The following is a 24,735-nucleotide window of genomic DNA, read 5'->3' on the forward strand; positions in this document are numbered from 1 at the left end:
TAACTAAGTTAGGAGTGAGAAAGTGAGACAAGCAAATTTTGATTGGAAGTTAAGCGAGACAGAGCCTTCTGAATCCTTTCTCCAAATGATCCGTGAACTGAAATTATCTCCATTTGTCGGTAAGTTACTGTGGCAAAGAGGTTACCATGAGGAAAAGGATATCAACCGATTTTTACATCCAAAGGAACAAGAATTACATGATCCGTATCTGATGCACGATATGGATAAAGCAATCAGCCGAATCCAAGAAGCTGTAATCAGTGGAGAAAAAATCCTCGTTTACGGTGATTATGACGCAGATGGGATCACCAGTGCAACGGTAATGAAAGAAACACTGGAATTACTTGGTGCAGAAGTAGAAGTATTCCTGCCAAATCGATTTGAGCATGGGTATGGACCAAACCAATCGGTATACCAAGAAAAGATCGAAGAAGGAATCCAGTTGATCATCACTGTTGATAACGGGGTAGCAGGAAATGATGCGGTAGCATACGCTCAGCAAGCTGGTGTAGACGTGATCATTACAGATCATCACGAACTACCTGAGAATTTACCAGACGCTTATGCGATTGTTCACCCTCGTCATCCAGCGGGGCACTATCCATTTCCAGATTTGGCAGGAGTCGGAGTAGCATTCAAAGTAGCTTCTGCATTATTGGAAGAACCGCCTGTAGAATTTTTGGATTTAGTAGCGATAGGAACGATCGCCGATTTAGTTTCATTGACTGATGAGAATCGAATCCTTGTTTCATTAGGAATCGATGCCATTCATCATTCAGAACGGATAGGACTTCAGGCGCTATTTGAAGAAAGCGGCGTAAAAATGAGGGACGCAGACGAAACAACGATCGGTTTTTCGATTGCTCCCAGACTAAATGCAATCGGTCGGATGGGCGATCCACGTCCTGCCGTCTCGTTACTTGCGACGTTTGATGAAGAGGAAGCATCCGTTCAAGCAAAAAAATTGAATGAGATCAATGAAGAAAGAAAAGCAATCGTAGAGCAGATAACACAAGAAGCATTAGCGATGGTCAATAAGGAGAATCATATCCATCTATTGGTAAACCGAGGATGGCATGAAGGCGTTTTGGGCATTGTTGCTGGGAAAATAATGAATGAAACGGGTAAACCAACGCTTGTCCTTACTTTAAAAGAAGATGGATCAGCTAAAGGATCTGGACGTAGTATTGAAGCCTTGAATCTTTTTGAAATGCTTGACCAGATGCGAGATTTATTTACTTACTTCGGAGGACATCATGCAGCAGTCGGTTTAACGATGCCAAGTGAAAATGTCACTATACTACAGGAGAAGATGAACCAATATATAGTCGATCATCAAATTGACTTGATGAGAGGGCCTGAGTTGAGAATTGATGAAGTATTGCTGCCAAATGAAGTAACAGTAGAGCGAATTGATGAGCTGAAACTATTGGCGCCATTTGGTACGGATAATCCTTTGCCTCAGTTTTTATTTCGACAAGTCCAAGCAGAAAATATCAAAAGAATCGGAGCAAACCAACAGCATCTGAAATTTGTCCTTTCCGATGCATCGAGTCAGCTTGATGCGGTCGCTTTTGGTTTTGGTACTCAAGAAGAAGAACTGCTGAATAATCAGGTAGATGTGGTAGGAAAGCTTTCGATCAATGAATGGAACGGGCGTAAGAAACCGCAGCTGATGGTATCTGATTTTTCTGTGGGTGGTCTGCAAGTATTTGATTGGCGGGCAAAACGTTTCCGTGAACAGAGCCGAACGTCGGAAGGTAGCCTTTATTTAGCATTTGATTCTTCGACGTTGAAATTCGTGCCTGAGATTATCCAGGAAGCTGCGATTGTTTTCGAAGGACTAGATTCTGTAAAGGCAATAATTGAAAAAAGAAAACCGAACTCTCTAGTTATTATGGATTGTCCAGATGATTTAGCGGATCTGAAAGAAGTTTTTCGGTCTTATTCATTCAATCGTGTTTATCTGATGGGGATTTCGCCTGATGAGGCCTATTTGAATGGGGTAGGCACAAGAGAACAGTACGCAAAATTGTTTAAACTGATCCATTCTCAAGAACGAATTGATATACGTCATAAAATAAAAGCAATAGCTCAATATTTGCGTATCCCTGAAAAATTATTAATTTTTATGATACAGGTGTTTTTTGAATTGAAATTTGTTACAATAGAGAACGGTGTTTTACAAAAAGTCGCTAGCCCAGAAAGTCATCCTTTGACTGAGAGCAGATTATACCAGCGGCGGCTCAATAAAATCAAAGTTGAGGAATTTTTGCTTTTGAGCGATATTCCTACCATAAAGAAATGGTTAACAACCTAGGAGGAAACAAAGAGTGGATTTAAAAGATTATATTGCCAGTATTCCCGACTATCCGTCAAAAGGAATTGTGTTTCGAGATATTTCCCCACTGATGGCAGATGGTGACGCTTATCGGGAAGCTACTAAACAAATCGTAAATTATGCAAAAGAAAAACGAATTGATATGGTAGTTGGGCCAGAAGCCCGTGGATTCATCGTAGGATGTCCTGTTGCTTATGAGTTAGGAGTCGGTTTTGCCCCAGTCCGCAAAAAAGGGAAGTTACCTCGAGAAACCATCGAAGTGACTTATGGATTAGAATATGGAACAGATACATTGACATTGCATAAGGATGCCATTAAACCAGGTCAACGTGTGCTGATTTGTGACGATTTGCTAGCTACTGGAGGAACAATCAAAGCGACGATCGAACTGATCGAACAATTAGGCGGTGTAGTCGTAGGCTGCGCATTTTTGATCGAATTGATGGATCTCCATGGACGCGACAAAATCAAAGGATATGACATCATTACATTAATGGAATATTAAGCAGAAAAAAGAAGCTATTCTTGATGTTATTCTTAAAGAAGCGATTTTAAAGCGACCCTCAAAAGTCAGATTCTCTATCTGACTTTTGAGGGTCGCTATTTTTTTATAAATGGAAACAAGCAAAGACCAGTAGAAGTTTAAAAAATCACTTTTTCCGCAATTTGACTTAATACCGAAAAAATGGCTTTAGAACACCGTTTATTCGAAAAAAGGATGTGACCGATTTTTTGTCACACCCCCGTAAAAGTTTAACTTCTTGTCTTTTGAATAATTAGCAGTCAATCCTTATTATGATTGCCTGGATCTGTAGTAGGGCTCATGATAGAAATGATCTTCATGAATTCTGCGCCGCTCAGATTGACGGTACTTCTTTTCATCCCACAACATGAACCACAAAGTAAATAACGGAACAAACACAAGTAAAGCTGGACGTATGCCGAAATTACCAATAATAATACCTAAAAACAAAACAGTTAATACTAAGCCAAGACGTCTCATTGATTTCATGAATTCTCACCTCGTTAATTTATGCGAACAATTGTTCGTATATTTAGTATACGAATATTTGTTTGGTTTGTAAAGAGGGAAGTGATAAAAATTTGAAAGAAGAAGAACCCGGGCGAAAAAAGAGTTTGAGACCATCGTCTCAAACTCTTTTTAAAAAGTTTTCTTTTATTAGTAGCAATTAATAGATATGACTACGATAAAGTCCTACTACTCGTCCTAATATAGATACTTGATCTAAGATGATTGGTTCGAGCAAGTCGTTTTCAGGCTGCAGACGGAAAAAGTTTTTTTCTTTATAGAATCGTTTGCAAGTCGCTTCGTCCTCGGCAGTCATTGCAATGACAATATCGCCATTTTGAGCAGTTTCTTGCTTCCGAACGATCACGTTGTCACCATCCAAGATCCCAGCATTGATCATACTATCTCCACGAATTGTCAGCATAAAGAGACTGCCTTCTTCGGAAGAAAGATTAGGAGGGATTGGAAAGAAGTCTGAAGCATCCTCTACTGCTAAAATGGGTTCTCCAGCTGTTACGACGCCAAGTACTGGAATAGTTGTTGGACGAATCCCAATCTTTTCTAAACCTTGTTTTGTCAACTCGATTGCACGAGGTTTCGTCGGATCTCTTTGGATAAACCCTTTTTTTTCAAGCCGTGCAAGATGACCGTGAACAGTAGAAGTAGAAGAAAGCTGAACAGCTTCCCCGATTTCACGGACAGTCGGCGGGTATCCTTTTTGGGTTACTTGTTCATGGATATATCGTAAGACTTCGATTTGTCTTGATTCAGTTTGTCGGGCCACAAGGTACACCTTCTTTCACTTGATAAATAAATAGTACCATATAAAAAGCGCTAAATCAAACGAATGTTCGTATTTTATTTAGTTTATCTAGTTGTTTTTTTTTCAGTTTTTATATAATATGAAGGAGAGTAAAAGGAGGGCTGAGCATGCTGTCACCTGAAAAAATAGAGCGGATCAATGAACTTGCACGTAAAAAGAAGGAAAATGGTCTCTCAAAAGCCGAAGAACAAGAACAAATCAACTTACGCAAAGAGTATTTGGAAGCTTTTCGTTCCGGTATGCGTCATCATATCGAAGGAATGAAAGTCGTCGATCCTGAGGGCAATGACGTGACCCCGGAAAAATTAAAAGAAATCCAAAAGAAAAAAGGCTTACACAACCGAAATGACAACTTTTAGTAAAAAATACTGAAAAAGATTGCTTTTTCGTGTGACATCTTATAGAATGAAAGTGTAAGAAATAAAGGTAAAAAAAACCTAAATTAATAGGAGGGGTTATTTTGTTTGACAAAATTGACCAACTTGGCGTTAACACAATTCGTACATTAAGTATTGAAGCAGTCCAAAAAGCAAACTCAGGACATCCTGGATTGCCGATGGGCGCAGCACCTATGGCATATGCGTTATGGACAAAACACCTGAAAGTAAATCCAACGACATCAAAAAACTGGGCTGACCGCGACCGTTTCGTTCTTTCGGCAGGACATGGGTCAGCAATGTTGTATAGCTTGCTTCATTTAGCTGGCTATCAAGTGACAATCGATGATTTGAAACAATTCCGTCAATGGGATTCTAAAACACCAGGACATCCTGAAGTACATCATACAGATGGTGTAGAAGCCACTACAGGGCCATTAGGACAAGGGATTGCAATGGCTGTCGGTATGGCAATGGCAGAAGCGCACCTTGCAGCAACGTATAACAAAGAAAACTTTAATGTGATGGATCACTATACGTATGCAATATGCGGTGACGGAGACTTGATGGAAGGGGTATCTCAAGAAGCAAGTTCGATGGCAGGTCATATGAAACTAGGGAAATTGATCGTTTTATACGATTCAAACGATATTTCACTAGACGGTCCAACTTCAAAAGCTTTCACAGAAAACGTTGGTGCTCGCTATGAAGCATATGGCTGGCAACATATCTTAGTGAAAGACGGAAATGACCTAGAAGCAATCTCTAAAGCGATTGAAGAAGCAAAAGCTGAAACAGACAAACCAACATTGATCGAAGTAAAAACAGTCATCGGCTATGGTGCTCCTAAAGAAGGAACATCTGCTGTCCATGGTGCTCCTATTGGTGAAGATGGCATCAAGATGGCTAAAGAAGTTTATGGTTGGGAGTATCCAGATTTCACTGTTCCAGAAGAAGTAGCTGCCCGCTTCCATCAAACGATGATAGAAGAAGGACAAAAAGCTGAAGATGCATGGAATGAAATGTTTGCCAATTATAAAAAAGCTTATCCTGAATTAGCACAACAATTTGAAGATGCTTTTGATGGCAAACTACCAGAAAACTGGGATGCAGAATTGCCAACTTATGAAGTTGGAAGCAGTCAAGCAAGCCGTGTTTCAAGTAAAGAAGTCATCCAAGAATTATCGAAAGCTATACCAAGCTTCTGGGGTGGTTCAGCGGACTTGTCAGGTTCCAATAATACAATGGTGGCTGCAGATAAAGATTTCACTCCTGAACATTATGAAGGACGCAACATCTGGTTCGGTGTCCGCGAATTTGCAATGGCTTCGGCTATGAATGGTATCCAACTTCATGGCGGAACTCGTATCTACGGTGGAACATTCTTTGTCTTTGTCGATTATCTAAGACCAGCAGTTCGTTTAGCAGCAATCCAACATACTCCTGTTGTTTACGTCTTAACACATGACTCGGTTGCTGTCGGAGAAGACGGACCAACGCACGAACCGATTGAACAACTAGCATCTGTTCGCTGCATGCCTGGTGTTCAAGTGATTCGTCCGGCAGACGGAAATGAAACACGTGCTGCTTGGAAAGTAGCGATGGAGACAACAGATGCGCCTACTATCCTTGTATTGAGTCGTCAAAACCTTCCAGTATTGCCTTCTACAAAAGAAGTAGCAGATGAAATGGTGAAAAAAGGCGCGTATGTTCTTTCTCCATCACAAGGAGAAACACCAGAAGGTATTTTGATTGCAACAGGTTCTGAAGTTGATTTGGCTGTGAAAGCTCAAAAAGAATTGGCTGAAAAAGGCAAAGATGTTTCTGTTGTTTCTATGCCAAGCTTTGACCTCTTTGAAAAACAATCTTCTGAATATAAAGAAAGTGTACTTCCTAAATCAGTGAAGAAACGTGTGGCTATCGAAGCTGCTGCATCATTTGGATGGGAACGCTACGTAGGAACAGAGGGCGCAACGATTACAATCGATCATTTCGGTGCATCTGCCCCTGGCACTAAAATTTTAGAAGAATTTGGATTTACAGTAGAAAATGTCGTGAATACGTACAATCAACTATCATAGATCCAAGCAATTGTTTGACTGATAAGAACAGCTGTCTGCAAGTTGGAGACAGCTGTTCTTTATGTGTTAGAAGAATAAATCAATATTACTTTTCGTTTTCGGCTATGTTACATTTAAATGACAAAACAAAGAATTCTTCGGATTAGTTTGTGTTTCTTGAGAATTAAAAGTATAATTTAATTAATTAAGTTTGTTTTAAGAAGAGAACTTTTTATTAAGTTTTTTTATTTTGAGGAGGAATTTGAATGCAAGAGCTGAAGACCCGCAGTGCCCGACACCATAGACCTAAAAGAAAAATGGTGATCAATAAAAAAGCGATTGCTCCTTTAATTGGAACGAGTCTTTTAGTTGGGCCGATGATGGTTACAGCGGTACCGCAACATGTTCATGCAGATGAACAAGGATCTCAAACAGTCGCTGATCCTCAAGCGTTTATCGATCAAATCGGCTGGTCTGCGTCAGAAGTTGCTGCAAGTAATGACTTGTATGCTTCAGTCATGATCGCTCAAGCGTTGTTGGAAAGTGCATATGGCACTTCCGGATTAGCTAGTGCGCCAAATTATAATCTATTCGGTGTGAAAGGAAGCTATAACGGACAGGTCGTTTATATGGCAACCAAAGAATATGTAAACGGACAATGGGTAACGATGAATGAACCATTCCGAAAATATTCTTCTTATTGGGAATCCTTCCAAGACCATGCGAATGTTCTTCGTTCAACCAGTTTTTCCACGGGCGATTATCATTATGCTGGCGTGTGGAAAAGCAATACAACAAGTTTTTATGATGCAACAGCGTACTTGACAGGTCGTTATGCTACCGATCCAAATTATGGGGCCAAATTGAACTCATTGATTAATACTTATAATTTAACCCGTTTTGATACGCCATCAACAGGTTCGGCTACAACAACCACAAGTACAACAACAACGACTACTACGACGACTTCAACGTCATCATCTTCAACAACAGATGTAAATACAAATAATGGTCAGACATATACAGTCGTGTCAGGTGATACGCTATGGGATATTGCACAAAAATTTGGCATGTCTGTTGATGATCTAATGGCGAAAAATGGCATGTCTATGTCCAGTTATTCTTTATTAGTTGGTCAAGAACTAAACGTTTGATTTAGATAAAAAGGCAAAGAAACTACCATATATGGTATATCTTTGTCTTTTTTTTGCTAGTCAAAGACGAATCACTCGCCATAAATGAACAGATTGTATTATGATAAGTAAGAAGAGCAAAGACAAGGAGGAATTGAAGATGACAGCTATCTATAACTCAGTCACCGAATTGATTGGCAAAACGCCAATCGTCAAATTAAATAAAATCGTACCAGAAGATTCAGCAGATGTTTTTGTAAAGCTTGAGTTTTTTAATCCAGGAGGAAGTGTAAAAGATCGTATTGCTTTAAGTATGATAGAAAAAGCAGAACACGATGGTCTACTGAAACCAGGTGATACTATCATTGAACCTACTTCTGGAAATACAGGAATCGGATTGTCGATGGTAGGAGTTGCAAAAGGATATAAAGTAATCATCGTGATGCCTGAGACGATGAGTATCGAAAGACGTTTATTGATGAAAGGGTACGGCGCAGAGTTGATTTTGACTCCTGGTGCGGATGGTATTTCTGGATCAATCAGAGAAGCAGAACGTTTGGCAAAAGAAAACGGCTACTTTTTACCATTACAATTTGAAAATGAAGCAAATCCTCTTGTGCATGAGAAGACGACTGGTCCTGAGATACATCAAGCATTTGGAGTAAATGGCTTGGACGCGTTTGTTGCAGGTATCGGTACAGGAGGAACGATCACTGGCGCTGGCCGAGAATTAAAACGTGTGTATCCGAAAATCGAATTAATCGGGGTAGAACCAGCAGAATCTGCTATTTTAGAAGGGAAAGAAGCGGGACCTCACAAAATCCAAGGAATCGGTACAGGTTTTGTTCCTAAAACACTGGATACTTCTGTGTATGATAAAGTCCTTTCTATTAGTGGAGACGAAGCGATGGAAACAGCTAGAGAAGTTGGGCGAAAAGAAGGGATTTTAGTAGGCATCTCATCTGGCGCTGCAATTGCTGCCGCGCTAAAAGTCGCAAAAGAATTAGGAAAAGGCAAGAAGGTATTAGCTGTGGTTCCCGACAATGGTGAACGTTATTTATCTACAGCCCTTTACCAAGAGATATAAGGCACTTGGTTTTTCTCCAGATAGGTTTATGTAAAAAACTTTTAAAGATGAAAAGAACACACAAAAATTTATGATGAGAAAAATTATTTGAATAGAGACGTAGAATAGTGAACGCGACTGTTTTACGTCTTTTTTCATTAAAATACAATAAAATTGAATTTTCTTTTCATGTTAAGTGGATTTTAAAATGTAAAAATAGTATGATAAGACGAGAATAACAACGTGGGGTGTTTACATGGAAAATAAGTTAGTCGAAGAGGTTATCGAAAAGTTAAAAAAAGAGAACATTCGAATCACACCTCAACGGTACGCGGTTTTAGAATATTTGATTGAACATCATTCCCATCCAACGGCTGATGAGATTTATAAAGCACTTGAACATCGGTTTCCAAATATGAGTGTTGCGACTGTTTACAATAACCTTCGCTTATTTACTTCGATTGGATTTGTTCAAGAAATGAAGTACGGCGATGCTTCTAGCCGATTTGATTTCAGTTCAAAGCGTCATTATCATGTAATTTGTGAAAACTGCGGTAAGATTGTTGATTTTCATTACCCAGGGCTTGAAGATATAGAAATGGCTGCGAGCAGACTGACTGATTTTGAGATTAATGAACATCGGTTGGAATTGTATGGACTCTGTCCGGATTGTAAAGAGTCAGCAAAAAAGGCGCAAATGTAAAAACAGTTTCTACAAGTGTTATACCTAAAAAAAGCTAGCTGTGTAAAAAAAACGCTAGCTTTTTTATTTTTTTGTCTTTTATTCACAATCTTAGATATCAAAGTGAATGTTATCACAATAAGAATCTTGTAGATATTGGGTTCTTATGCTTGAAAAGGAATGAAACTACAAACAAACCTTTGTGAATTCACAAGCATTAAACTGTTGTATCCGTTTTATTTCTGTTATAGTAGTTTTGTCGAAGGACAAAATGTTAATCGGAGGGACCATAAATGAAAGTAGTAGTAATTGGCTGTACACATGCAGGTACTGCAGCTGTAAAAAGTATTTTAAAAAATCACCCAGAAGCAGAAGTGACAGTATATGAAAGAAATGACAATATTTCTTTCTTATCTTGCGGTATCGCACTTTATGTCGGCGGAGTAGTAAAGGACCCAGCAGGCTTGTTCTACTCAAATCCTGAAGAATTATCTTCATTAGGAGCAACAGTTAAAATGGAACACGATGTAACAGACGTTGATACAGAAAATAAAACAGTAACGGCAAAAGATCTGAAAACAGGAGAAACAGAAACGGTTTCTTATGATAAATTAGTGATGACAACTGGTTCATGGCCTATTATCCCACCGATTAGTGGAATCGATGCGAAAAATGTACTCCTATGCAAAAACTACAATCAAGCAAATGAAATTATTGCACAAGCGAAAGAAGCAAAACGTGTAGTAATTGTTGGTGGTGGATATATCGGTATTGAATTAGTAGAAGCTTTTGTCGAATCTGGAAAACAAGTGACATTGATTGATGGATTAGATCGCATCTTGAATAAATATCTAGATAAACCATTCACAGATATCTTAGAAAAAGAATTGACAGACCGCGGTGTTACTCTTGCGCTAGGCGAAAATGTTACTGAATTTATCACAGATGAAGAAGGAAAAGTGAAACAAGTAGCTACACCAACAGATACATTTGATACAGATATGGTCATTTTATGTGTGGGCTTCCGTCCAAATACAAAACTGATCGAAGGAAAAGTAGATACACTGCCAAACGGGGCAATCAAAGTGAATGAATACATGCAGACAAGTGATCCAGACATTTTTGCAGCTGGAGACTCTGCAGTAGTCAACTACAATCCAAGTGGCACGCAAAACTATATTCCTTTGGCAACAAATGCCGTTCGTCAAGGTTTGCTTGTGGGAAATAACTTGACAGATCATAAAATGGCGTATCGTGGTACTCAAGGAACTTCAGGACTTTACCTATTTGGCTGGACGATCGGTTCGACAGGTGTGACCAAAGAAAGCGCAACTTTGAACGATCTAGAAGTCCAAGCGACTGTATTTGAAGATAATTATCGTCCAGAGTTCATGCCAACTACTGAAAAAGTAATGATGGAGCTAGTCTATGAAAAAGGAACGAATCGTATCGTAGGTGCTCAGTTCATGTCCAAATACGACATTACACAATCAGCAAATACCATGTCTTTAGCTGTTCAAAATAAAATGACTGTAGAAGATCTCGCACTTTCAGATTTCTTCTTCCAACCACATTTTGACCGCCCATGGAATTACTTGAACCTACTTGCACAAGCAGCGCTAGGCGAAATCGAAACTGCACAATAAAGAAAAAGGGTTGTGACACAATTTTGTCACGACCCTCTGTCTTTTTTTGTGAAAAGTACAATTAGTTGTCTTTCTTCGAATTTTTTGTCACAATAAGCAGCAAAGATAAAGCTGTTACATAAAAGAACAAGCAGCTTTATTTGATTTTGAAAAGAAAGGTGAGAAAGAAGATGAATAAAGAATATTTTGTCCAACAAGATGCATTTTTAGAAGATTATAAAAGTGCTTCGAAGAAACCAACGATCAATATTGATGAGTTGGCAGATCAAGTACTCTCTCAGTTGAATGAAACGCAAGAGGAATATTACACGATGCCAGCAAAAGACGCCAAAGATAATGTTTCTCATCGTTTTCCTTTCAGTAGACGCATCTACTCAGATGAAAACGACGGCACATTGAATACAGAGTACACATATGAAGGTCAGCCGTATGTGCTAGAAACTGATGATGATCTTTAAAGACAGTTTTTGAAAAGGCCGCTCATCCTTAAGTGATGACAAAAAATCATCACAATTACCGATGACTGTCTCTTTACTATCTTTTAATCAGAAAAAGGGGTTATGACAAGCTTTGTCAACCCCTTTTTTTCTTGGTTTCAGATTGGGTTTTCCTGCAAAATATTTTTATCTTTGTTGAATAGGAAACAAAAAAACAATATAATGAAAGAAAAAGAAGGTGTAGAAATGGATAAAAGACAACTGCTAATAGAAGAATATCTGGATTTAGCTAATGAGATTATTCATCGTAATAAACCAGAAATGGAAAAAGAATTTGCAGGATTTACTCTAAATGAACTAGAAGTGATTGAACATATCGGGAAAATCCCTGATCCTAACGTGACAAAATTAGCGAATGCTAGTTATATGACTAGAGGAGCCATCAGTAAGCTAACAAAAAAACTGATAGCTAAAGGGATCATAAACACTTATCAAAGCGAAGAGAATAAAAAAGAAATCTATTTTCAATTGACGCCAATCGGACAAAAAATAAGGAATAGACACGAGCAACTCCATCAAAAATGGGTACAGCGAGATGCTACTGTATTTGAAAATATGTCAAAAGAAGAATTTGACACAGTATTTCGTTTTATCGGTCGATACAGAGAATTTATACGAAGTAGCAAATGAAGCTACTATTTTTTATTGTAGTGATAATAGGCAAAAATCATAAGCAAAAATCCGAATACCGTTGGAAGAAATGGTGCTGCAGCATAAAGCTGTCCTGCGATTAGCGGGCCGATGACGCGCGATAGAGATTGTATACTTTGGGTACCGCCCATTACAAGACCTTGCTGGTTATCTGAGACAGAATTGGATAGTTGGCCATTGAATACAGGAGTAAAAATAGAATCACCGAAACCATAACAGATAATCCCAAATAAAAACAAAATCGGCAGTAGAAGAATTCCAGATAATGTGATGAATAGATAGGCGAGGATTTCACTGAACATCCCTATTCTTGTGATCTGCTGTTCTGAAAATTTTTTGAGCAATCGAGGCATAATGAACAATTGCGAGACAGTATCCAAGATTCCAATCAAAGAGAAGCTTAAACCAACCAACCCAGCCTTCCACTGAAAGGCGTCAATCGAAAATTGAGAAAAGATAGATTGAAGAGAGCCAGCTGCCAACCAAACAGCAAAACCTGCTGTCAATAAAGGAATAACGGATGAAATCTTGAATAATTGTTGTAATTGGTGAAAAGGTCTTACATGGGAGAAACTTAAATCTACTGAACGTTTTTTTATTGGAAGGCTTTCTTGCAAAAATGTGTAGCCATAAACGGCATTTAAGAAAGTAAAGAGTGCTCCAATAAATATAGGAACAGAATTCCCCAACTCAGCTAATAGACCCCCTATAATAGGACCCAGCGTTGTTCCTATACCGACTAAAGCACCCATCCATCCAAAAACTTTGGTTCTTTCATTAGGTTCCGTGATGTCGGCAAAGTAAGCATATAAGGTGGAGATTTCTCCTGCCGTCAATCCTTCAATGATACGACCAAGGAACAACATCCATATCGAATTTCCTAAACCAAAAAGCAAATATCCGATACTTGATCCTAATAAACTGATAATAAGGATCGGACGACGCCCAAAATGATCACTTAAGCTACCGAGAATGGGGGCAGATAAGAAGGCAGCTAGAGCATAAACAGACATGAGCAAAGTGATATAGAAAGCTTGCTGATGTATGGAGTGAGAATAAGGCAGCGTTAAAAACGGAAGTACAGGACTGACGATAGTAAATCCTAATCCAGTGAATAAGACAGAGACGTATCCAAAAACTTTAGAATATTTATTTGTGAAACTGTACATGTAAAAACTCCTTTATGCAATAATGTTAACTTGGAAACAAAAATAGTGTATAGTAATTTTGTTTCCTTGTCAACATTCTAAGGAACAGCGAAATCTACTTGATTTATTTATTCCGAAAAGTGAAGATGCGCATCAAAAACATGAACAAACAAAAATCAAGTAGACGACATTGTAAATCTGACCGATCAGTGAAGTAAATAGAAAAGAAACCTGTTCTTGCTTCCCATGTTTTTTTTACGTATACTGTGATTGAGCGGAGGAGAAATCATGTTGAATTTAGAAAATTACTTAAGCGCTGGACAAACAGTTATATCTAATCTTTTACTTAAAAATTACCATAGGATCGGTCTACAATCTGAAGAATTTTTATTTGTTCTACAGTTGCATATGGCACAGCTTGAAGGAGATACTTTCCCTGATTTGCAGATGATTGCTATGGATATGGGAATCAAGCAAGATCAGATTTTTCAAATACTGGATCGTCTCGTAACAAATGGGTTTATCAAGATAGAAACGACGATTGTCAACGGTAAAAAAGCAGATCGATATAATCTTTACCCCATCTATGATCTATTAGGTGAGTATTTAAAAACACAAGAAAAAAAATACGAAGAAAAAACACAAGAAAAAGAAATCCAGTCAGTGTATCAATTATTTGAACAAGAATTTGGACGCCCGCTTTCTTCGATCGAGTTCCAGCGAATCGGTCAATGGCTAGAAGAAGATCATTATCAGCCGGAAATTTTGAAACTAGCACTGCGGGAAGCCGTATTAAATCAGGCTTATAGTTTTAATTACGTTGACCGCATTTTGCTATCGTGGGAAAGAAAAAATCTACGTACAAAACAACAAGTGGAAGAAGACCAAAAACGAAGAAAACAGCAGCTTCTTCAAAGAGAAGTAGAACAGTCAGCTCAACAAGAAGAATTGCCGAAAGTCTCACTGAAAAATTGGTTGGAGGAATAGCGGAATATGTTAAGCAAACAAAAAACAATGGAAGCTCTAGAAACGATGTATGGAATGTTTCCCGAAGCACATGGAGAACTCAAGCACAATAATCCATTTGAGTTATTGATTGCAGTGATCTTAAGTGCTCAGGCGACAGATGTATCAGTGAATAAAGCAACGCCAGATTTGTTTGCCTCTTTTCCGACACCCGATGCGTTAGCAGAAGCTTCAATCGATGAAATCATTCTTAAAATAAAAACGATTGGTTTGTATCGAAATAAAGCAAAAAACATCAAAGCGTGTGCACAGCAGCTGATTGAACGTTTCGATGGGCAAGTGCCAACGTCAAGAGAAGAATTGATGTCTCTTCCTGGTGTAGGCAGAAAGACAGCAAATGTCGTATTGGGGGATGCATTCGGGATACCAGCAATCGCAGTAGATACCCACGTGGAACGTGTCTCAAAACGCCTGAGGATCTGCAAACTAGATGCTACGGTCATGGAAGTAGAAGAAACACTGATGCGGAAAGTACCACAAGAATTATGGGTAAAGACACATCATACACTGATTTTTTTCGGTAGATATCATTGCACGGCAAGAAATCCCAAGTGCGAGGTATGTCCTTTGCTATCAATATGTCAAGATGGGAAAAATCGGATGCGTCTAAAAGAAAAGACGCTAAAAAAGAAACCACGCCTGTAGACGTGGTTTCTTTAATTGCAAATAAATGTATGAATTATCTTGTTATCATGGAGAAAAGCTGTTTCGTTTATCTTTTTTGCATGAAAAAGTAAATGTACATACTCAGTAGCTAGGATGGTAACTTATTACAATTTATTGCGATAAAAATAAATGCTGTTATTTTTCTTGGGAAAATACCCGATGTAGAAAATAATGCCTTCCAATATACCTATAAAATAAGTCCAGTATTCCAAAGGATTATATAAATAAGTGACGTATCTATCTAAAGGTGTAATAAAAATGATAAGTGATAATAAAAAAATACCATTTATAACTAAACATAAACTAATGGATTTGGGCGGTTTCAGGCTCATCAGAAAAATATAGATTCTGGTGAACAACAACCATAAAAAAGTGAGAATCATTGCATGAGAGCTTCTTTCCATAAATTTTCCTTTAAGGGTAGTGCTTAAAAGTACAGAAAAAATAATAAATGCAAGGATAGGAGCAACTAAAGTAAATTTATTTAATAATAAACTAAATTTTTCAGCTTTTTTATTCTTGGAATAACGAGGTATTGTTTTCGATAAAAAAAGATGGTGCAGACAAATTATGATAATTAAGCATACTATCAGATAACTCAAAATGAAGCCTTCTTTCAAAAAATTATTCAAAACCATATATTGTGTTTTTTATTTGATAATAACAATGGGATTATTAAGAAGTGGCACTAAATAAAAGACTAGTGTGTATTTAGCCGATTTAATTATAAACAAGTAAATGGATAAAGTATATGTAATGATAAAAGAAAAATGGATTTTCTAATTTTTAAGCTAAATGTTAGATCACACATGTATATGCTGGATAGTCTTATAAAAAATCATGTAAAACAGCTTGGTACATGATTTTTATTTGTAGCTATTTTTTACATAGACACAAAAAAGAAACCACGCTTGTAGACGTGGTTTCTTTTTTACTATCTGTTTCCAGAAGCTGAGGTGCTACTGGATGGTGTATGGTCATTTGCAGCATCCGCTCCGCTAGTTGCTGGATCACTGGAAGAAGCAGGAGGAGCAGATGAAGACGGTGTCGAGCTTTCTTCGGATGAAGAAGAAGGAACCGTTGTTGAAGACGCTGGCTCGCTTGTTTCTGCTGTCGTGCTTTCTTTTGAGGACTCAGCAGTTGATTCGCTTTGACTAGTAGAGCTAGAGCTTTGAGTCGTTGTCTCTGTTGTTGAGCTTCCAGGAGTCTGGACATAGCTGGAAGATGGAATAGTTATTGATGGTGTAATTGCATTCGATCTAGCTGTATATTGATCTTTGTAGTACAGTTCACCGCCCACACGAATTAATCCGCTTGGCATCTCCCAGTCTGTATTTGTCACGTTAGCTGAAACATACTGCATAAGCTCGCGATAAACATCAGAGGCTACGTGTGACGATTCTGAAGTGACAGGTGTCATTTTTTTATTGTAACCTGTCCACACGGAAATCGAATAATTTGGCGTATAGCCCGCAAATAGGATATCTGGATACACCCCAGAAGAAATACCAAGTTTTGCATACTCGTCATCTGTGTAATTGGATGTTCCGGTCTTACCGGCTTGATATAACCCAGCGATTTGCGCATTCGTACCAGTACCTTCAGTGATCGTATCTTTTAAAATGTCTGTGATCATATAAGCTGTTTCTGGAGACATGGCTGTTTTTCCATCTGGCTCATAAGTTTCTTCTGTTCCGTCTTGGAAGACGATTTTATTAACATATTGAGGTTTGTAATAAGTCCCTCCATTGGCGAAAGCCGCATAGGCTGCTGCCATTTTTAAGGAAGAAGCTCCGTATTTTGTCCCATCTTGTTCTTCCGTATTACTAGAGATCGCATTCGATTGATGGATCGTACTGTATTCGATCCCAAGATTTTTTAAGAAAGATGCCACTTTATCTGAACCGACTTCATTGAATAATTTGACTGCTGGAACATTACGGGATAAGTAAAGTGCTTGGCGTAAAGTAATGGTGCCCATATATTGATTATCCCAGTTTCCTACAGGAGTCGAAGTCCCTTCATAATTATACGGTGCGTCAGTAATAGTTTTTCCAGTAGAATATTTCAAATATTCAAAAGCTGGTCCGTAATCTGTGACAGGTTTCATCGTAGAACCAAAATCACGGGAAGTATTCACTGCTAAGTTGTTTCCTAAAGTTACGTCTTCTGCGATGTGACGTCCGCCAATCTGGGCTTTTACTTTCCCGGTATTGGTGTCGATAAGGGTGGAGGCAACTTGCATCTCGTCGTCTGGGTAAGAGACATACTGATCCGTGTTGACGATATCATATAGTTTCTTTTGGGCGTCCAGATCCAAATTCGTATAAATCTCTAAACCGTCTGTGTAGACATTCTTATCTGTTTTTTCTTGTACTTCATTGATGACTTCTTTGACGTAATTATCGACGATCTTAGTATTGTCATCGGATTGAGTTAGTTCTTGCAGACCATCCGTTACCGGTACATTGACAGCTTGATCATACTCTGTTTGAGAGATTTTTTCGTTTTGAAGCATCGTATACAAAACAGTATCTCGTCTTTTCTTCGCCTGATCTGGATAAACATAAGGATCATAGGCGGAAGGGGCTTGAGGCATCCCAGCAAGCAATGCTGTTTGCGGTAAAGAAAGTTCTGATAATTTCTTACCAAAGTACATCTCAGAAGCTGTCTCCATCCCGTACAAGCCGTTTGACATATACACTTTATTTACGTAGTAGGTCAAGATCTCTTGTTTCGATTTTTTTTGTTCCAATCTTACAGCCATCCACGCTTCTTGGGCCTTGCGTTTCAGGGTCTGATCCTCTGCACTAGTGGAGAAGAAGGAAAGTTTGATCAATTGCTGTGTCAAAGTACTTCCGCCTTGCAGTCCGCCAGAGGTAAAGTTAGAGAGGGCAGAACCGATGATCCGAATAGGGTCAACCCCGATGTGTTTATAAAAACGGCGATCTTCTACCGACACGATCGCATCTTCTAATGTTTTCGGTAATTCATTCGCAGAAATTTTTTCACGCTTTTCTGCGCCTAAATCTTCGAATAGTTCGCCATCTTGTGTATATAGTTTGGAAGATACGGTAGCGTCTAATTTTTTATCCGTCAATTCGGGCGCATCTTTTGCGTAATACCAGAAAAGTCCTACACCTGCTAAAAAGAGGATACAGAAAAATGAGAGTATTCCTAAAAGGATCTTGATAAATAATCCTTTTTTATGTGTTCCAGAGGACTTTCCAGAACCTTTGCCAGAATTCTTCTTCACACTCTTTTTAGGAGTAGGCTGTTTCTGTCGTCTAGAGCTTCTAGTTTGTTCATTTGCCATTCTTGCTTTCTCCTTCAATAGATAATGTTGATAAATAGAAGTCAACCGCGTCCAAATAAGGAATCCGCGGAGAAATACCAGTTTTGATCTCTATTCCTAGTTCTTCGATCAAAGATAAAGGTAGTGATTTGCGTCCTTTTTCCTTTTGGGCGTCCCAGTAAGCAATCAAATGAACACTATTCAAATAAAAACAGCGCTTCAAAGACGAAAACCATAACAAGACAAAGCAGACCCCATTTTGTTCGAGGCATGCTTTCATATGTTCGATTTGATGGGCATGGAAGTTTTTAAAGGGAAAAGATGTTTTGTTCTTGGTTTCTTTTGCTTCAAAGTCCAAGTAAAAGCCTCGATAGACGCCATTATAGTCTGTAGTTGAGGCTTGGGTAAAGTAGGCTTCCTTGATCACAGCAGCACTTCTCTTAGGATAGTCTACTTTCACGATTTGGATAGGGGTAGGCTTTTTATGGATAACCGCCAACCCGCGGGAAAGATAATATTTATTACTTTCATTGATTGCTTCTTCAAAGTGCATCCCCCGATTGCCGAATTCAGTGATCTGATTTCTTTTTTCTTGAATTTTTTCGACGGGAGAGGCATTCTTATAATAAGGTTGGCCATTTGGATAGCGCAATACCATCTTTAATCACACTCCTAGGCCACATTATAGCAAAAAAGCGGATAGAAAGAAAAGGAATCTGAGATGGATAAGTCAAAAGTAATCTATGTGTCTGGGTATCGAAGTTTCGAACTCGGTGTTTTTAAAGAAAATGATCCTAAAATCCAAGTTGTTAAAAATGTTTTAAAAAAAGAACTCCGTCAGTTAGCAGAAGAAGGGCTGGAATGGGTACTCGTTAGTGGAAATCTAGGCGTCGAACTATGGGCTGTGCAAATAGTAGCGGAATTGAAAGAAGAATATCCGGAACTATCTCTTGGTATTTTGTATCCTTTTTCTGATTTTGGTAATAACTGGAATGAAGGGAACCAAGAAAAAAAACAATTAGCAGAACAATTAGCAGATTATGTCGAAGCTGTTAGCCATCAACCCTACCAATCACCTAGTCAGCTAAAGAATCACACTCGTTTTATACTTGAACATACAGTGGGCTGTCTGCTGATCTATGATGAAGAATTCCCTGGAAAAACGAAGTATTTTTTTGAAGATGCACAGAATTACCAAGCAGATCATCCCTACGAAATTCGGCTGATCAGTATGGACGATCTTCAAAATTTTAGTGAATAATCGATATTGTGTTTGATTTATCAACTTTTTTCCTATACAATGAAAAAGGTAGAAATGTTATTACGTAAATGAAAACTAGAGGTGTAAATATGGCGAATTTGGTTTATAGTCCTAAAGACATTTTACAACAAGAATTCAAAACAAAAATGCGCGGCTATGATCCCGTTGAAGTTGATGAATTCTTAGACAATATCATCAAAGATTATGAAACTTACAGCAAAGAACTCCTTGCTTTACAAGAAGAAAACGATCGATTGAGTGCAAAAGTAGCTCAATTATCTAAAACTCAAGGAGCAGCTCAAACACGCGTGCAACAAACAGAGGCACCAAAGAGCGCAGCAGTGACCAATTTTGATATCTTAAAACGCTTGTCAAATCTTGAACGTGAAGTATTTGGTAAAAAGCTTGATCAACAAGCAAGTGCAGTCAAACCAGCACAACCTAATCCAAATAACTACACAAATGCAGACACAAGCTTAGATGATAATGAAAAAACACGTCAATTTTAATTTTTGATTAATGAATTTGCGGTTTTCGGGTAATCGCGGTCTGACTTGATCAGGCTGAGGAAAGTCCATGCTCGCACAGGCTGTGATGCCTGTAGTGTTCGTGCTTAGCGAAACCATAAGCTAAGGTACTCTTTGGAGTAACGGCAGGAAAACAAGCTAAGGCTTCGGCTATGCTTAAGTATCCTTGAAAGTGCCACAGTGACGAAGCGGCTGGGGAAACCCATCCGGTGGAACGCGGTAAACCCCTCGAGCGAGCAACCCAAACAATGGTAGGGGCGCTTTTTGTCTGGAAGAAGAACAGGACAAAAAGGCAGTATAACTGCAGATAGATGGTTACCGCTTTGTTTTTTCTCCCTGGAAAAGCAAAGTACAGAACATGGCTTATAGAAAACCGCAAACATCAGGGAATTAGGTCGTGACAAAAGTAATGCGTTATAAGAAACAAGAAAAACATTTGAAAGCTATTTTTCAATACTTCAGATGAGTCGTTCTTATTACAAAACAAACTTTTGTATCACCGGTTATTCGGAATTTGAGTAAAAGTGTGGGGTAGGACTGATGTCCCACCTCCTTTTTTTATAAATAAGGAGATTGTGTATGGAAAAAAACAGGAAGTTCAACCTCGTCGCAACTGCGGCAAGCGGGCTAGAAGCACTGGTTGGTAAAGAATTAAGAGATCTTGGAATCGAATGCCAAGTTGAGAACGGACGTGCACGTTTTGAAGGAACAATGGAAACGATCGCTACAGCTAATTTATGGTTACGTACAGCAGATCGAGTAAAAATCGTGGTTGGGGAATTCGATGCGTATACGTTTGATGAATTGTTTGAAAACGTAAAAGCATTGCCTTGGGAAGATTTTCTTCCACTAGATGCAGCTTTTCCTGTAGCTGGAAAATCGATCAAGTCGAAACTATATAGCACACCTGATTGCCAAGCGATCACAAAAAAAGCAATCGTTGAACGTCTCCGTACCTATTATCACCGTCCAGCTTCTGTACCACTGACGGAAACTGGCGCACATTTTCAGTTGGAAGTAGCTTTGCTGAAAGACCATGTGATGGTAACTCTGGATACGACAGGACCAAGTTTATTCAAACGTGGTTATCGCTTAGAAAAAGGTGGAGCACCATTGAAAGAAAACATGGCAGCAGCACTTGTTATGTTGACAAATTGGCGAAAAGACCGTCCATTTTATGATCCTGTATGTGGTTCAGGTACGCTTTGTATTGAAGCAGCCTTAATAGGCCATAATATCGCACCAGGATTCAATCGTGAGTTTGCTTGCGAATCTTGGGATTGGTTCAGTCAAGAAATCATGGAAAATATTCGATCAGCAGCCGAAGAAAAAGCAGATTATGATATTGAATTAGATATTACTGGTTCAGATATCAATGGACGGATGATTGAAATTGCCAAAGCCAATGCAGAAGAAATCGGATTAGGCTCTTCGATTACCTTTAAGCAACAAGCAGTCAAAGACTTCAAAACGGATAAAGAATACGGGGTCATCGTGGCTAATCCGCCTTACGGAGAACGTCTAGGAGAAGAAGAAACTGTTCGGAAATTATATAAAGAAATGGGCGATGTATTCCGTCCATTAAAAACATGGAGTAAATATATCTTGACTAGCGACTTAGCGTTTGAGGAATTTTACGGACAAAAAGCAACCAAAAAAAGAAAATTGTACAATGGTGCATTGCGTACGGATCTATTCCAGTATTGGGGAACTCGTCCGCCTAGAAAAAAAGAGAAAGACGAATAATCTTACTAATTGATTCATTCAATTGGATGTTTGGAGGAATAGGGAATGAAAGAAAAAGAGTTTTTACAAGAAGTAAAAGAAATCAATCTTCTACAACAAGCTTTAGGAATCCTCGATTGGGATACACAAACAGGTATGCCTGAAAAAGCTAGTGCATACCGAAGTGAAGTAGACAGCTATCTTTACAGCATTTATTTTTCAAAAAAAATCGGTCCAAAAATCAAAGAAGCCATTCGCTATTTTTCTGAACATCCGGAAGAATTGTCGGAAGTTGGAACTGCCGTTTTTGCCAAAGTAAAAGAAGAGTATGATTTGGAACATCGCGTACCGGAAGATCTTATGAGAAAATATACAGCTGCCGTTTCTTCAGCACACGGACAATGGCAAAAAGCTAGAGAAACACAACAATTTTCTGATTTTCAACACGCATTGAATCAAAATATTGAATTAACAAAACAGTTGATACCTTACTGGAGAAAAGATGAAAAGACGAATTATGATGTTTTGCTGAATCAATACGAACCCGGGATGACTGTCGAAATCCTTGATAAGGTATTTGATCAGCTTAAAGAAGGAATTCTTTCGATCCGCCGTACGCTCCAAGAAAAAGGGACTGAACCTGAAACAGACTTTTTAAATCGGAGAATGACGAAAAAACAACAGAAGAGATTTGTAGTGAAAGTAATCGAACAACTTGGTTATGATTTTAGTCGTGGTCGTTTAGATGACACTGTCCACCCATTTATGACTGGAATTAATCCGAATGATGCACGAATCACGACACGATGGAACGAAACAGATTTCAAAATGGCTGTTTTTGGAGTGATCCACGAGGCTGGTCATGGTATGTATGAACAAGACATCGATGATAAATATGCGTATACACCGGTTTATGAAGGTACATCAATGGGTATCCATGAATCACAATCGTTGTTTAACGAGATCATTATTGGAAGTAGTCGCAGCTTCTGGAAAAAGCAATATCCTTTCTTTCAAGAATGTGCAGAAGGAACATTCGATGATATTCCTTTTGACAAATTTTATCGTTCATTGAACCATACAAAATCAAGTTTGGTTCGTATCGAGGCAGACAGTTTGACTTACCCTCTCCATATCATCATTCGTTATGAAATCGAAAAAATGATTTTCAATGAAGGGGTAGATGTTGCTGAACTACCTGAAATATGGAATCAAAAAGATGAAGAGTATCTGGGAATACGACCAACAAATGATGTGGAAGGCATCCTACAAGACGTTCATTGGTCAGGTGCAAGCTTTGGTTATTTTCCCTCTTATGCATTAGGGTACATGTATGCGGCACAATTACTTCATTCTTTGCAGCAAGAAATAGATGTGGAAAATGTTCTAGCGTCAGACGATTATTCTCCAATCAAAAACTGGATGTCAGAGCATATCCATCAATATGGTGCATCTAGAAAACCAAATCAATTAATCATGGATGCAACACATGAACCGCTTAATCCGCAATACCTGATCGACTATATGAAAGATCTGTATTTTAATGTATATCAGGTAAAATAAAATACAATTTACAAAGATAGCTGAAATTCATCTAATCTATAGATGTTTTCAGCTATTTACTTAAGAAAGAAGTGGAACGAATGGATAAATTACAAGTGATCGCTGATTATAGTATGGACCAATTAGCGCATGATCAAACAGGACATGGGAGCGATCATACCAAAAGAGTTGTCAAGTTAGCTGAAAAAATTTTGGAGACGGAACCGCAGGCAGACCGCTTTGTGACGCTTGCAGCAGCTTACCTACATGATACGATTGATGATAAAGTCGTTAAAAATGAGAACGAGGCAAAGCAACAGCTTCGTGTATTCCTTCGCTCTTTGCCAATAGTAGAGGAACAGATCTCGATGATTTTTTCCATTATCGAAAATATGTCCTTTTCTAAAAATCTCTCTGAAGCGGCCGAACTATCTCTGGAAGGTAAGATCGTTCAAGACGCTGATCGTATCGAAGCATTAGGAGCAATCGGCATTTTGCGTACTGCTTATTTCGGCGGTGGACATGGGCACCCGATTTTTGATCCTGAACTGTATCCGCAAACATTCAAGGACAAAGAAAATTACCGAAAAGGCACGACAGTGATCAATCATTTTTATGAAAAACTGTTCTTGCTGTCTGATAAAATGAATACTGATTACGGATATGAAGAAGCCAAACGAAGAGAAACCTTCATGCGTGAATTCTTAGAAGAATTTTTTCTGGAATGGTCTATTGACGATGAAAATTTTACTCCAGACAATTGGATCAAAAATAACAAAAAATGATGGAGGTTGTGACAGAAGTGGTCAGCTCCAAGATATTTCGGATCATTTTCCGTAAAAGTTACTTCTGGAACACTGTTTACCAAGAGGTCGTGAGCCTGCCGTTCAGCTCCGAGTCACAAGGAACAATTTCAAAAAATAGCTTCTCATGTTTGATGAATATTGTAACTTGTGATTCGGAATTGGCAGGAGAACACCGTTTATTCGGAAGAATAGGACTGTGACAAGACTTTTGTCACAGTCCTTTTTTCGAATTCAACAAGTAAAACTTTTAAGAAATATTCAGAGAGTAAAATTAAAAATTGCTGATAAATGAAGATGGAAGTTTTATGTATTTTTATTGGTCTATGCAATAAATAAATTAAATATTCAGAATACAATTGATTTTAACGAAAGGGCTTCTATCAATGGTTGTGTTGTATTTATCTGCCCAGGTAGAGTAAAATAGATCATTATC

Annotated in this window: 23 protein-coding genes and 1 other RNA gene; 18 read left to right on the plus strand and 6 right to left on the minus strand. The window is 38.5% G+C overall.

Annotated features, from left to right (window positions below):
* Window positions 1-22: 22 nt before the first annotated feature.
* Entirely contained in the window at window positions 23-2,320 is a 2,298-nt protein-coding gene (gene recJ / locus IGL15_RS06715; protein ID WP_002338264.1) for a single-stranded-DNA-specific exonuclease RecJ, read from the plus strand.
* Between the two features lie 13 nt (window positions 2,321-2,333).
* On the plus strand, window positions 2,334-2,846 hold the full coding sequence (locus IGL15_RS06720) for an adenine phosphoribosyltransferase (RefSeq protein ID WP_002295813.1): 513 nt from the start codon (window positions 2,334-2,336) through the stop codon (window positions 2,844-2,846).
* A gap of 288 nt (window positions 2,847-3,134) precedes the next feature.
* Here IGL15_RS06720 and IGL15_RS06725 read toward each other — a convergent pair whose 3' ends face one another.
* A complete protein-coding gene (locus IGL15_RS06725) occupies window positions 3,135-3,353 on the minus strand; it encodes a hypothetical protein (RefSeq protein WP_002297436.1) in 219 nt (72 codons plus the stop codon).
* Window positions 3,354-3,531: 178 nt separating this feature from the next.
* On the minus strand, window positions 3,532-4,155 hold the full coding sequence (gene lexA / locus IGL15_RS06730; protein ID WP_002296572.1) for a transcriptional repressor LexA: 624 nt from the start codon (window positions 4,153-4,155) through the stop codon (window positions 3,532-3,534).
* Between the two features lie 146 nt (window positions 4,156-4,301).
* On the opposite strand from lexA, the gene IGL15_RS06735 reads away from it, so the two are divergent.
* The 8 genes from IGL15_RS06735 (at window position 4,302) to IGL15_RS06770 (ending at window position 12,285) form a co-directional block, all read left to right on the plus strand.
* Window positions 4,302-4,553 carry a DUF896 family protein gene (locus tag IGL15_RS06735; protein WP_002295816.1) on the plus strand — a complete coding sequence of 84 codons (252 nt, stop codon included), beginning with the start codon at window positions 4,302-4,304 and terminating at the stop codon, window positions 4,551-4,553.
* A gap of 101 nt (window positions 4,554-4,654) precedes the next feature.
* Entirely contained in the window at window positions 4,655-6,652 is a 1,998-nt protein-coding gene (tkt, locus tag IGL15_RS06740) for a transketolase (RefSeq protein ID WP_002337707.1), read from the plus strand.
* Window positions 6,653-6,897: 245 nt separating this feature from the next.
* On the plus strand, window positions 6,898-7,785 hold the full coding sequence (locus IGL15_RS06745; RefSeq protein WP_002295819.1) for a glucosaminidase domain-containing protein: 888 nt from the start codon (window positions 6,898-6,900) through the stop codon (window positions 7,783-7,785).
* A 139-nt stretch (window positions 7,786-7,924) separates the two neighbouring features.
* Complete coding sequence (gene cysK / locus IGL15_RS06750; protein ID WP_002296093.1) at window positions 7,925-8,851, plus strand: cysteine synthase A; 927 nt, start codon at window positions 7,925-7,927, stop codon at window positions 8,849-8,851.
* A 235-nt stretch (window positions 8,852-9,086) separates the two neighbouring features.
* Window positions 9,087-9,533: a Fur family transcriptional regulator gene (locus IGL15_RS06755; RefSeq protein WP_002289542.1), complete on the plus strand. Its 447-nt coding sequence runs from the start codon at window positions 9,087-9,089 to the stop codon at window positions 9,531-9,533.
* Between the two features lie 272 nt (window positions 9,534-9,805).
* Window positions 9,806-11,158, plus strand: a complete 1,353-nt coding sequence (locus IGL15_RS06760; RefSeq protein WP_002330194.1) for an NADH oxidase — start codon at window positions 9,806-9,808, stop codon at window positions 11,156-11,158.
* A gap of 170 nt (window positions 11,159-11,328) precedes the next feature.
* Window positions 11,329-11,616 (plus strand): DUF5960 family protein, encoded by a 288-nt coding sequence (locus IGL15_RS06765; RefSeq protein ID WP_104765370.1) that lies wholly within the window; start codon window positions 11,329-11,331, stop codon window positions 11,614-11,616.
* Window positions 11,617-11,841: 225 nt separating this feature from the next.
* Window positions 11,842-12,285 (plus strand): MarR family winged helix-turn-helix transcriptional regulator, encoded by a 444-nt coding sequence (locus IGL15_RS06770; RefSeq protein WP_104765372.1) that lies wholly within the window; start codon window positions 11,842-11,844, stop codon window positions 12,283-12,285.
* A gap of 5 nt (window positions 12,286-12,290) precedes the next feature.
* Here the strand turns inward: IGL15_RS06770 and IGL15_RS06775 are convergent, their stop codons facing one another.
* Entirely contained in the window at window positions 12,291-13,475 is a 1,185-nt protein-coding gene (locus tag IGL15_RS06775; RefSeq protein ID WP_104765369.1) for an MFS transporter, read from the minus strand.
* Window positions 13,476-13,742: 267 nt separating this feature from the next.
* On the opposite strand from IGL15_RS06775, the gene IGL15_RS06780 reads away from it, so the two are divergent.
* Complete coding sequence (locus IGL15_RS06780; protein WP_002289610.1) at window positions 13,743-14,441, plus strand: DnaD domain-containing protein; 699 nt, start codon at window positions 13,743-13,745, stop codon at window positions 14,439-14,441.
* Between the two features lie 6 nt (window positions 14,442-14,447).
* Window positions 14,448-15,125, plus strand: a complete 678-nt coding sequence (gene nth, locus IGL15_RS06785; RefSeq protein WP_002295825.1) for an endonuclease III — start codon at window positions 14,448-14,450, stop codon at window positions 15,123-15,125.
* Between the two features lie 125 nt (window positions 15,126-15,250).
* Here the strand turns inward: nth and IGL15_RS06790 are convergent, their stop codons facing one another.
* From IGL15_RS06790 to recU, 3 genes are all read right to left on the minus strand, one after another.
* A complete protein-coding gene (locus tag IGL15_RS06790; RefSeq protein ID WP_104765368.1) occupies window positions 15,251-15,784 on the minus strand; it encodes a hypothetical protein in 534 nt (177 codons plus the stop codon).
* Window positions 15,785-16,080: 296 nt separating this feature from the next.
* Entirely contained in the window at window positions 16,081-18,462 is a 2,382-nt protein-coding gene (locus IGL15_RS06795; protein ID WP_104765367.1) for a PBP1A family penicillin-binding protein, read from the minus strand.
* Window positions 18,452-19,099, minus strand: a complete 648-nt coding sequence (gene recU, locus IGL15_RS06800) for a Holliday junction resolvase RecU (RefSeq protein ID WP_002295830.1) — start codon at window positions 19,097-19,099, stop codon at window positions 18,452-18,454. The genes IGL15_RS06795 and recU overlap by 11 nt, the downstream gene beginning before the upstream one ends.
* Window positions 19,100-19,162: 63 nt before the next feature.
* Between recU and IGL15_RS06805 the strand changes: the two genes are divergently transcribed.
* The 6 genes from IGL15_RS06805 (at window position 19,163) to IGL15_RS06830 (ending at window position 24,281) form a co-directional block, all read left to right on the plus strand.
* Window positions 19,163-19,702: a DUF1273 domain-containing protein gene (locus tag IGL15_RS06805; protein WP_002295832.1), complete on the plus strand. Its 540-nt coding sequence runs from the start codon at window positions 19,163-19,165 to the stop codon at window positions 19,700-19,702.
* A gap of 89 nt (window positions 19,703-19,791) precedes the next feature.
* The gene (gpsB, locus tag IGL15_RS06810) at window positions 19,792-20,211 is read left to right on the plus strand and encodes a cell division regulator GpsB (RefSeq protein ID WP_002295835.1); all 420 of its coding nucleotides are present in this window, start codon (window positions 19,792-19,794) and stop codon (window positions 20,209-20,211) included.
* A 21-nt stretch (window positions 20,212-20,232) separates the two neighbouring features.
* Window positions 20,233-20,600, plus strand: an RNA gene (gene rnpB / locus IGL15_RS06815) — RNase P RNA component class B.
* 208 nt (window positions 20,601-20,808) lie between these two features.
* On the plus strand, window positions 20,809-21,975 hold the full coding sequence (locus IGL15_RS06820) for a THUMP domain-containing class I SAM-dependent RNA methyltransferase (RefSeq protein ID WP_104765366.1): 1,167 nt from the start codon (window positions 20,809-20,811) through the stop codon (window positions 21,973-21,975).
* Window positions 21,976-22,020: 45 nt separating this feature from the next.
* A complete protein-coding gene (locus IGL15_RS06825) occupies window positions 22,021-23,517 on the plus strand; it encodes a carboxypeptidase M32 (RefSeq protein ID WP_104765365.1) in 1,497 nt (498 codons plus the stop codon).
* Window positions 23,518-23,597: 80 nt separating this feature from the next.
* Window positions 23,598-24,281, plus strand: coding sequence for an HD domain-containing protein (locus tag IGL15_RS06830; RefSeq protein ID WP_002289185.1), 684 nt, complete (start codon window positions 23,598-23,600; stop codon window positions 24,279-24,281).
* The last annotated feature ends 454 nt before the right edge of the window (window positions 24,282-24,735 follow it).

The organism is Enterococcus sp. DIV0436a (genome assembly GCF_051711605.1).
Classification (GTDB): domain Bacteria; phylum Bacillota; class Bacilli; order Lactobacillales; family Enterococcaceae; genus Enterococcus_B; species Enterococcus_B faecium.

Bases quoted from the DNA above. Each gene is read 5' to 3' on its own strand.
- IGL15_RS06805 (WP_002295832.1), top strand. From the start codon at position 19,163: ATGGATAAGTCAAAAGTAATCTATGTGTCTGGGTATCGAAGTTTCGAA.
- IGL15_RS06830 (WP_002289185.1), top strand. From the start codon at position 23,598: ATGGATAAATTACAAGTGATCGCTGATTATAGTATGGACCAATTAGCG.
- cysK (WP_002296093.1), top strand. From the start codon at position 7,925: ATGACAGCTATCTATAACTCAGTCACCGAATTGATTGGCAAAACGCCA.
- IGL15_RS06780 (WP_002289610.1), top strand. From the start codon at position 13,743: ATGTTGAATTTAGAAAATTACTTAAGCGCTGGACAAACAGTTATATCT.
- IGL15_RS06795 (WP_104765367.1), bottom strand. From the start codon at position 18,462: ATGGCAAATGAACAAACTAGAAGCTCTAGACGACAGAAACAGCCTACT.
- IGL15_RS06765 (WP_104765370.1), top strand. From the start codon at position 11,329: ATGAATAAAGAATATTTTGTCCAACAAGATGCATTTTTAGAAGATTAT.
- gpsB (WP_002295835.1), top strand. From the start codon at position 19,792: ATGGCGAATTTGGTTTATAGTCCTAAAGACATTTTACAACAAGAATTC.
- IGL15_RS06775 (WP_104765369.1), bottom strand. From the start codon at position 13,475: ATGTACAGTTTCACAAATAAATATTCTAAAGTTTTTGGATACGTCTCT.
- IGL15_RS06725 (WP_002297436.1), bottom strand. From the start codon at position 3,353: ATGAAATCAATGAGACGTCTTGGCTTAGTATTAACTGTTTTGTTTTTA.
- IGL15_RS06735 (WP_002295816.1), top strand. From the start codon at position 4,302: ATGCTGTCACCTGAAAAAATAGAGCGGATCAATGAACTTGCACGTAAA.
- IGL15_RS06745 (WP_002295819.1), top strand. From the start codon at position 6,898: ATGCAAGAGCTGAAGACCCGCAGTGCCCGACACCATAGACCTAAAAGA.
- nth (WP_002295825.1), top strand. From the start codon at position 14,448: ATGTTAAGCAAACAAAAAACAATGGAAGCTCTAGAAACGATGTATGGA.
- IGL15_RS06825 (WP_104765365.1), top strand. From the start codon at position 22,021: ATGAAAGAAAAAGAGTTTTTACAAGAAGTAAAAGAAATCAATCTTCTA.
- IGL15_RS06760 (WP_002330194.1), top strand. From the start codon at position 9,806: ATGAAAGTAGTAGTAATTGGCTGTACACATGCAGGTACTGCAGCTGTA.
- IGL15_RS06755 (WP_002289542.1), top strand. From the start codon at position 9,087: ATGGAAAATAAGTTAGTCGAAGAGGTTATCGAAAAGTTAAAAAAAGAG.
- IGL15_RS06820 (WP_104765366.1), top strand. From the start codon at position 20,809: ATGGAAAAAAACAGGAAGTTCAACCTCGTCGCAACTGCGGCAAGCGGG.
- IGL15_RS06790 (WP_104765368.1), bottom strand. From the start codon at position 15,784: ATGGTTTTGAATAATTTTTTGAAAGAAGGCTTCATTTTGAGTTATCTG.
- IGL15_RS06770 (WP_104765372.1), top strand. From the start codon at position 11,842: ATGGATAAAAGACAACTGCTAATAGAAGAATATCTGGATTTAGCTAAT.
- recU (WP_002295830.1), bottom strand. From the start codon at position 19,099: ATGGTATTGCGCTATCCAAATGGCCAACCTTATTATAAGAATGCCTCT.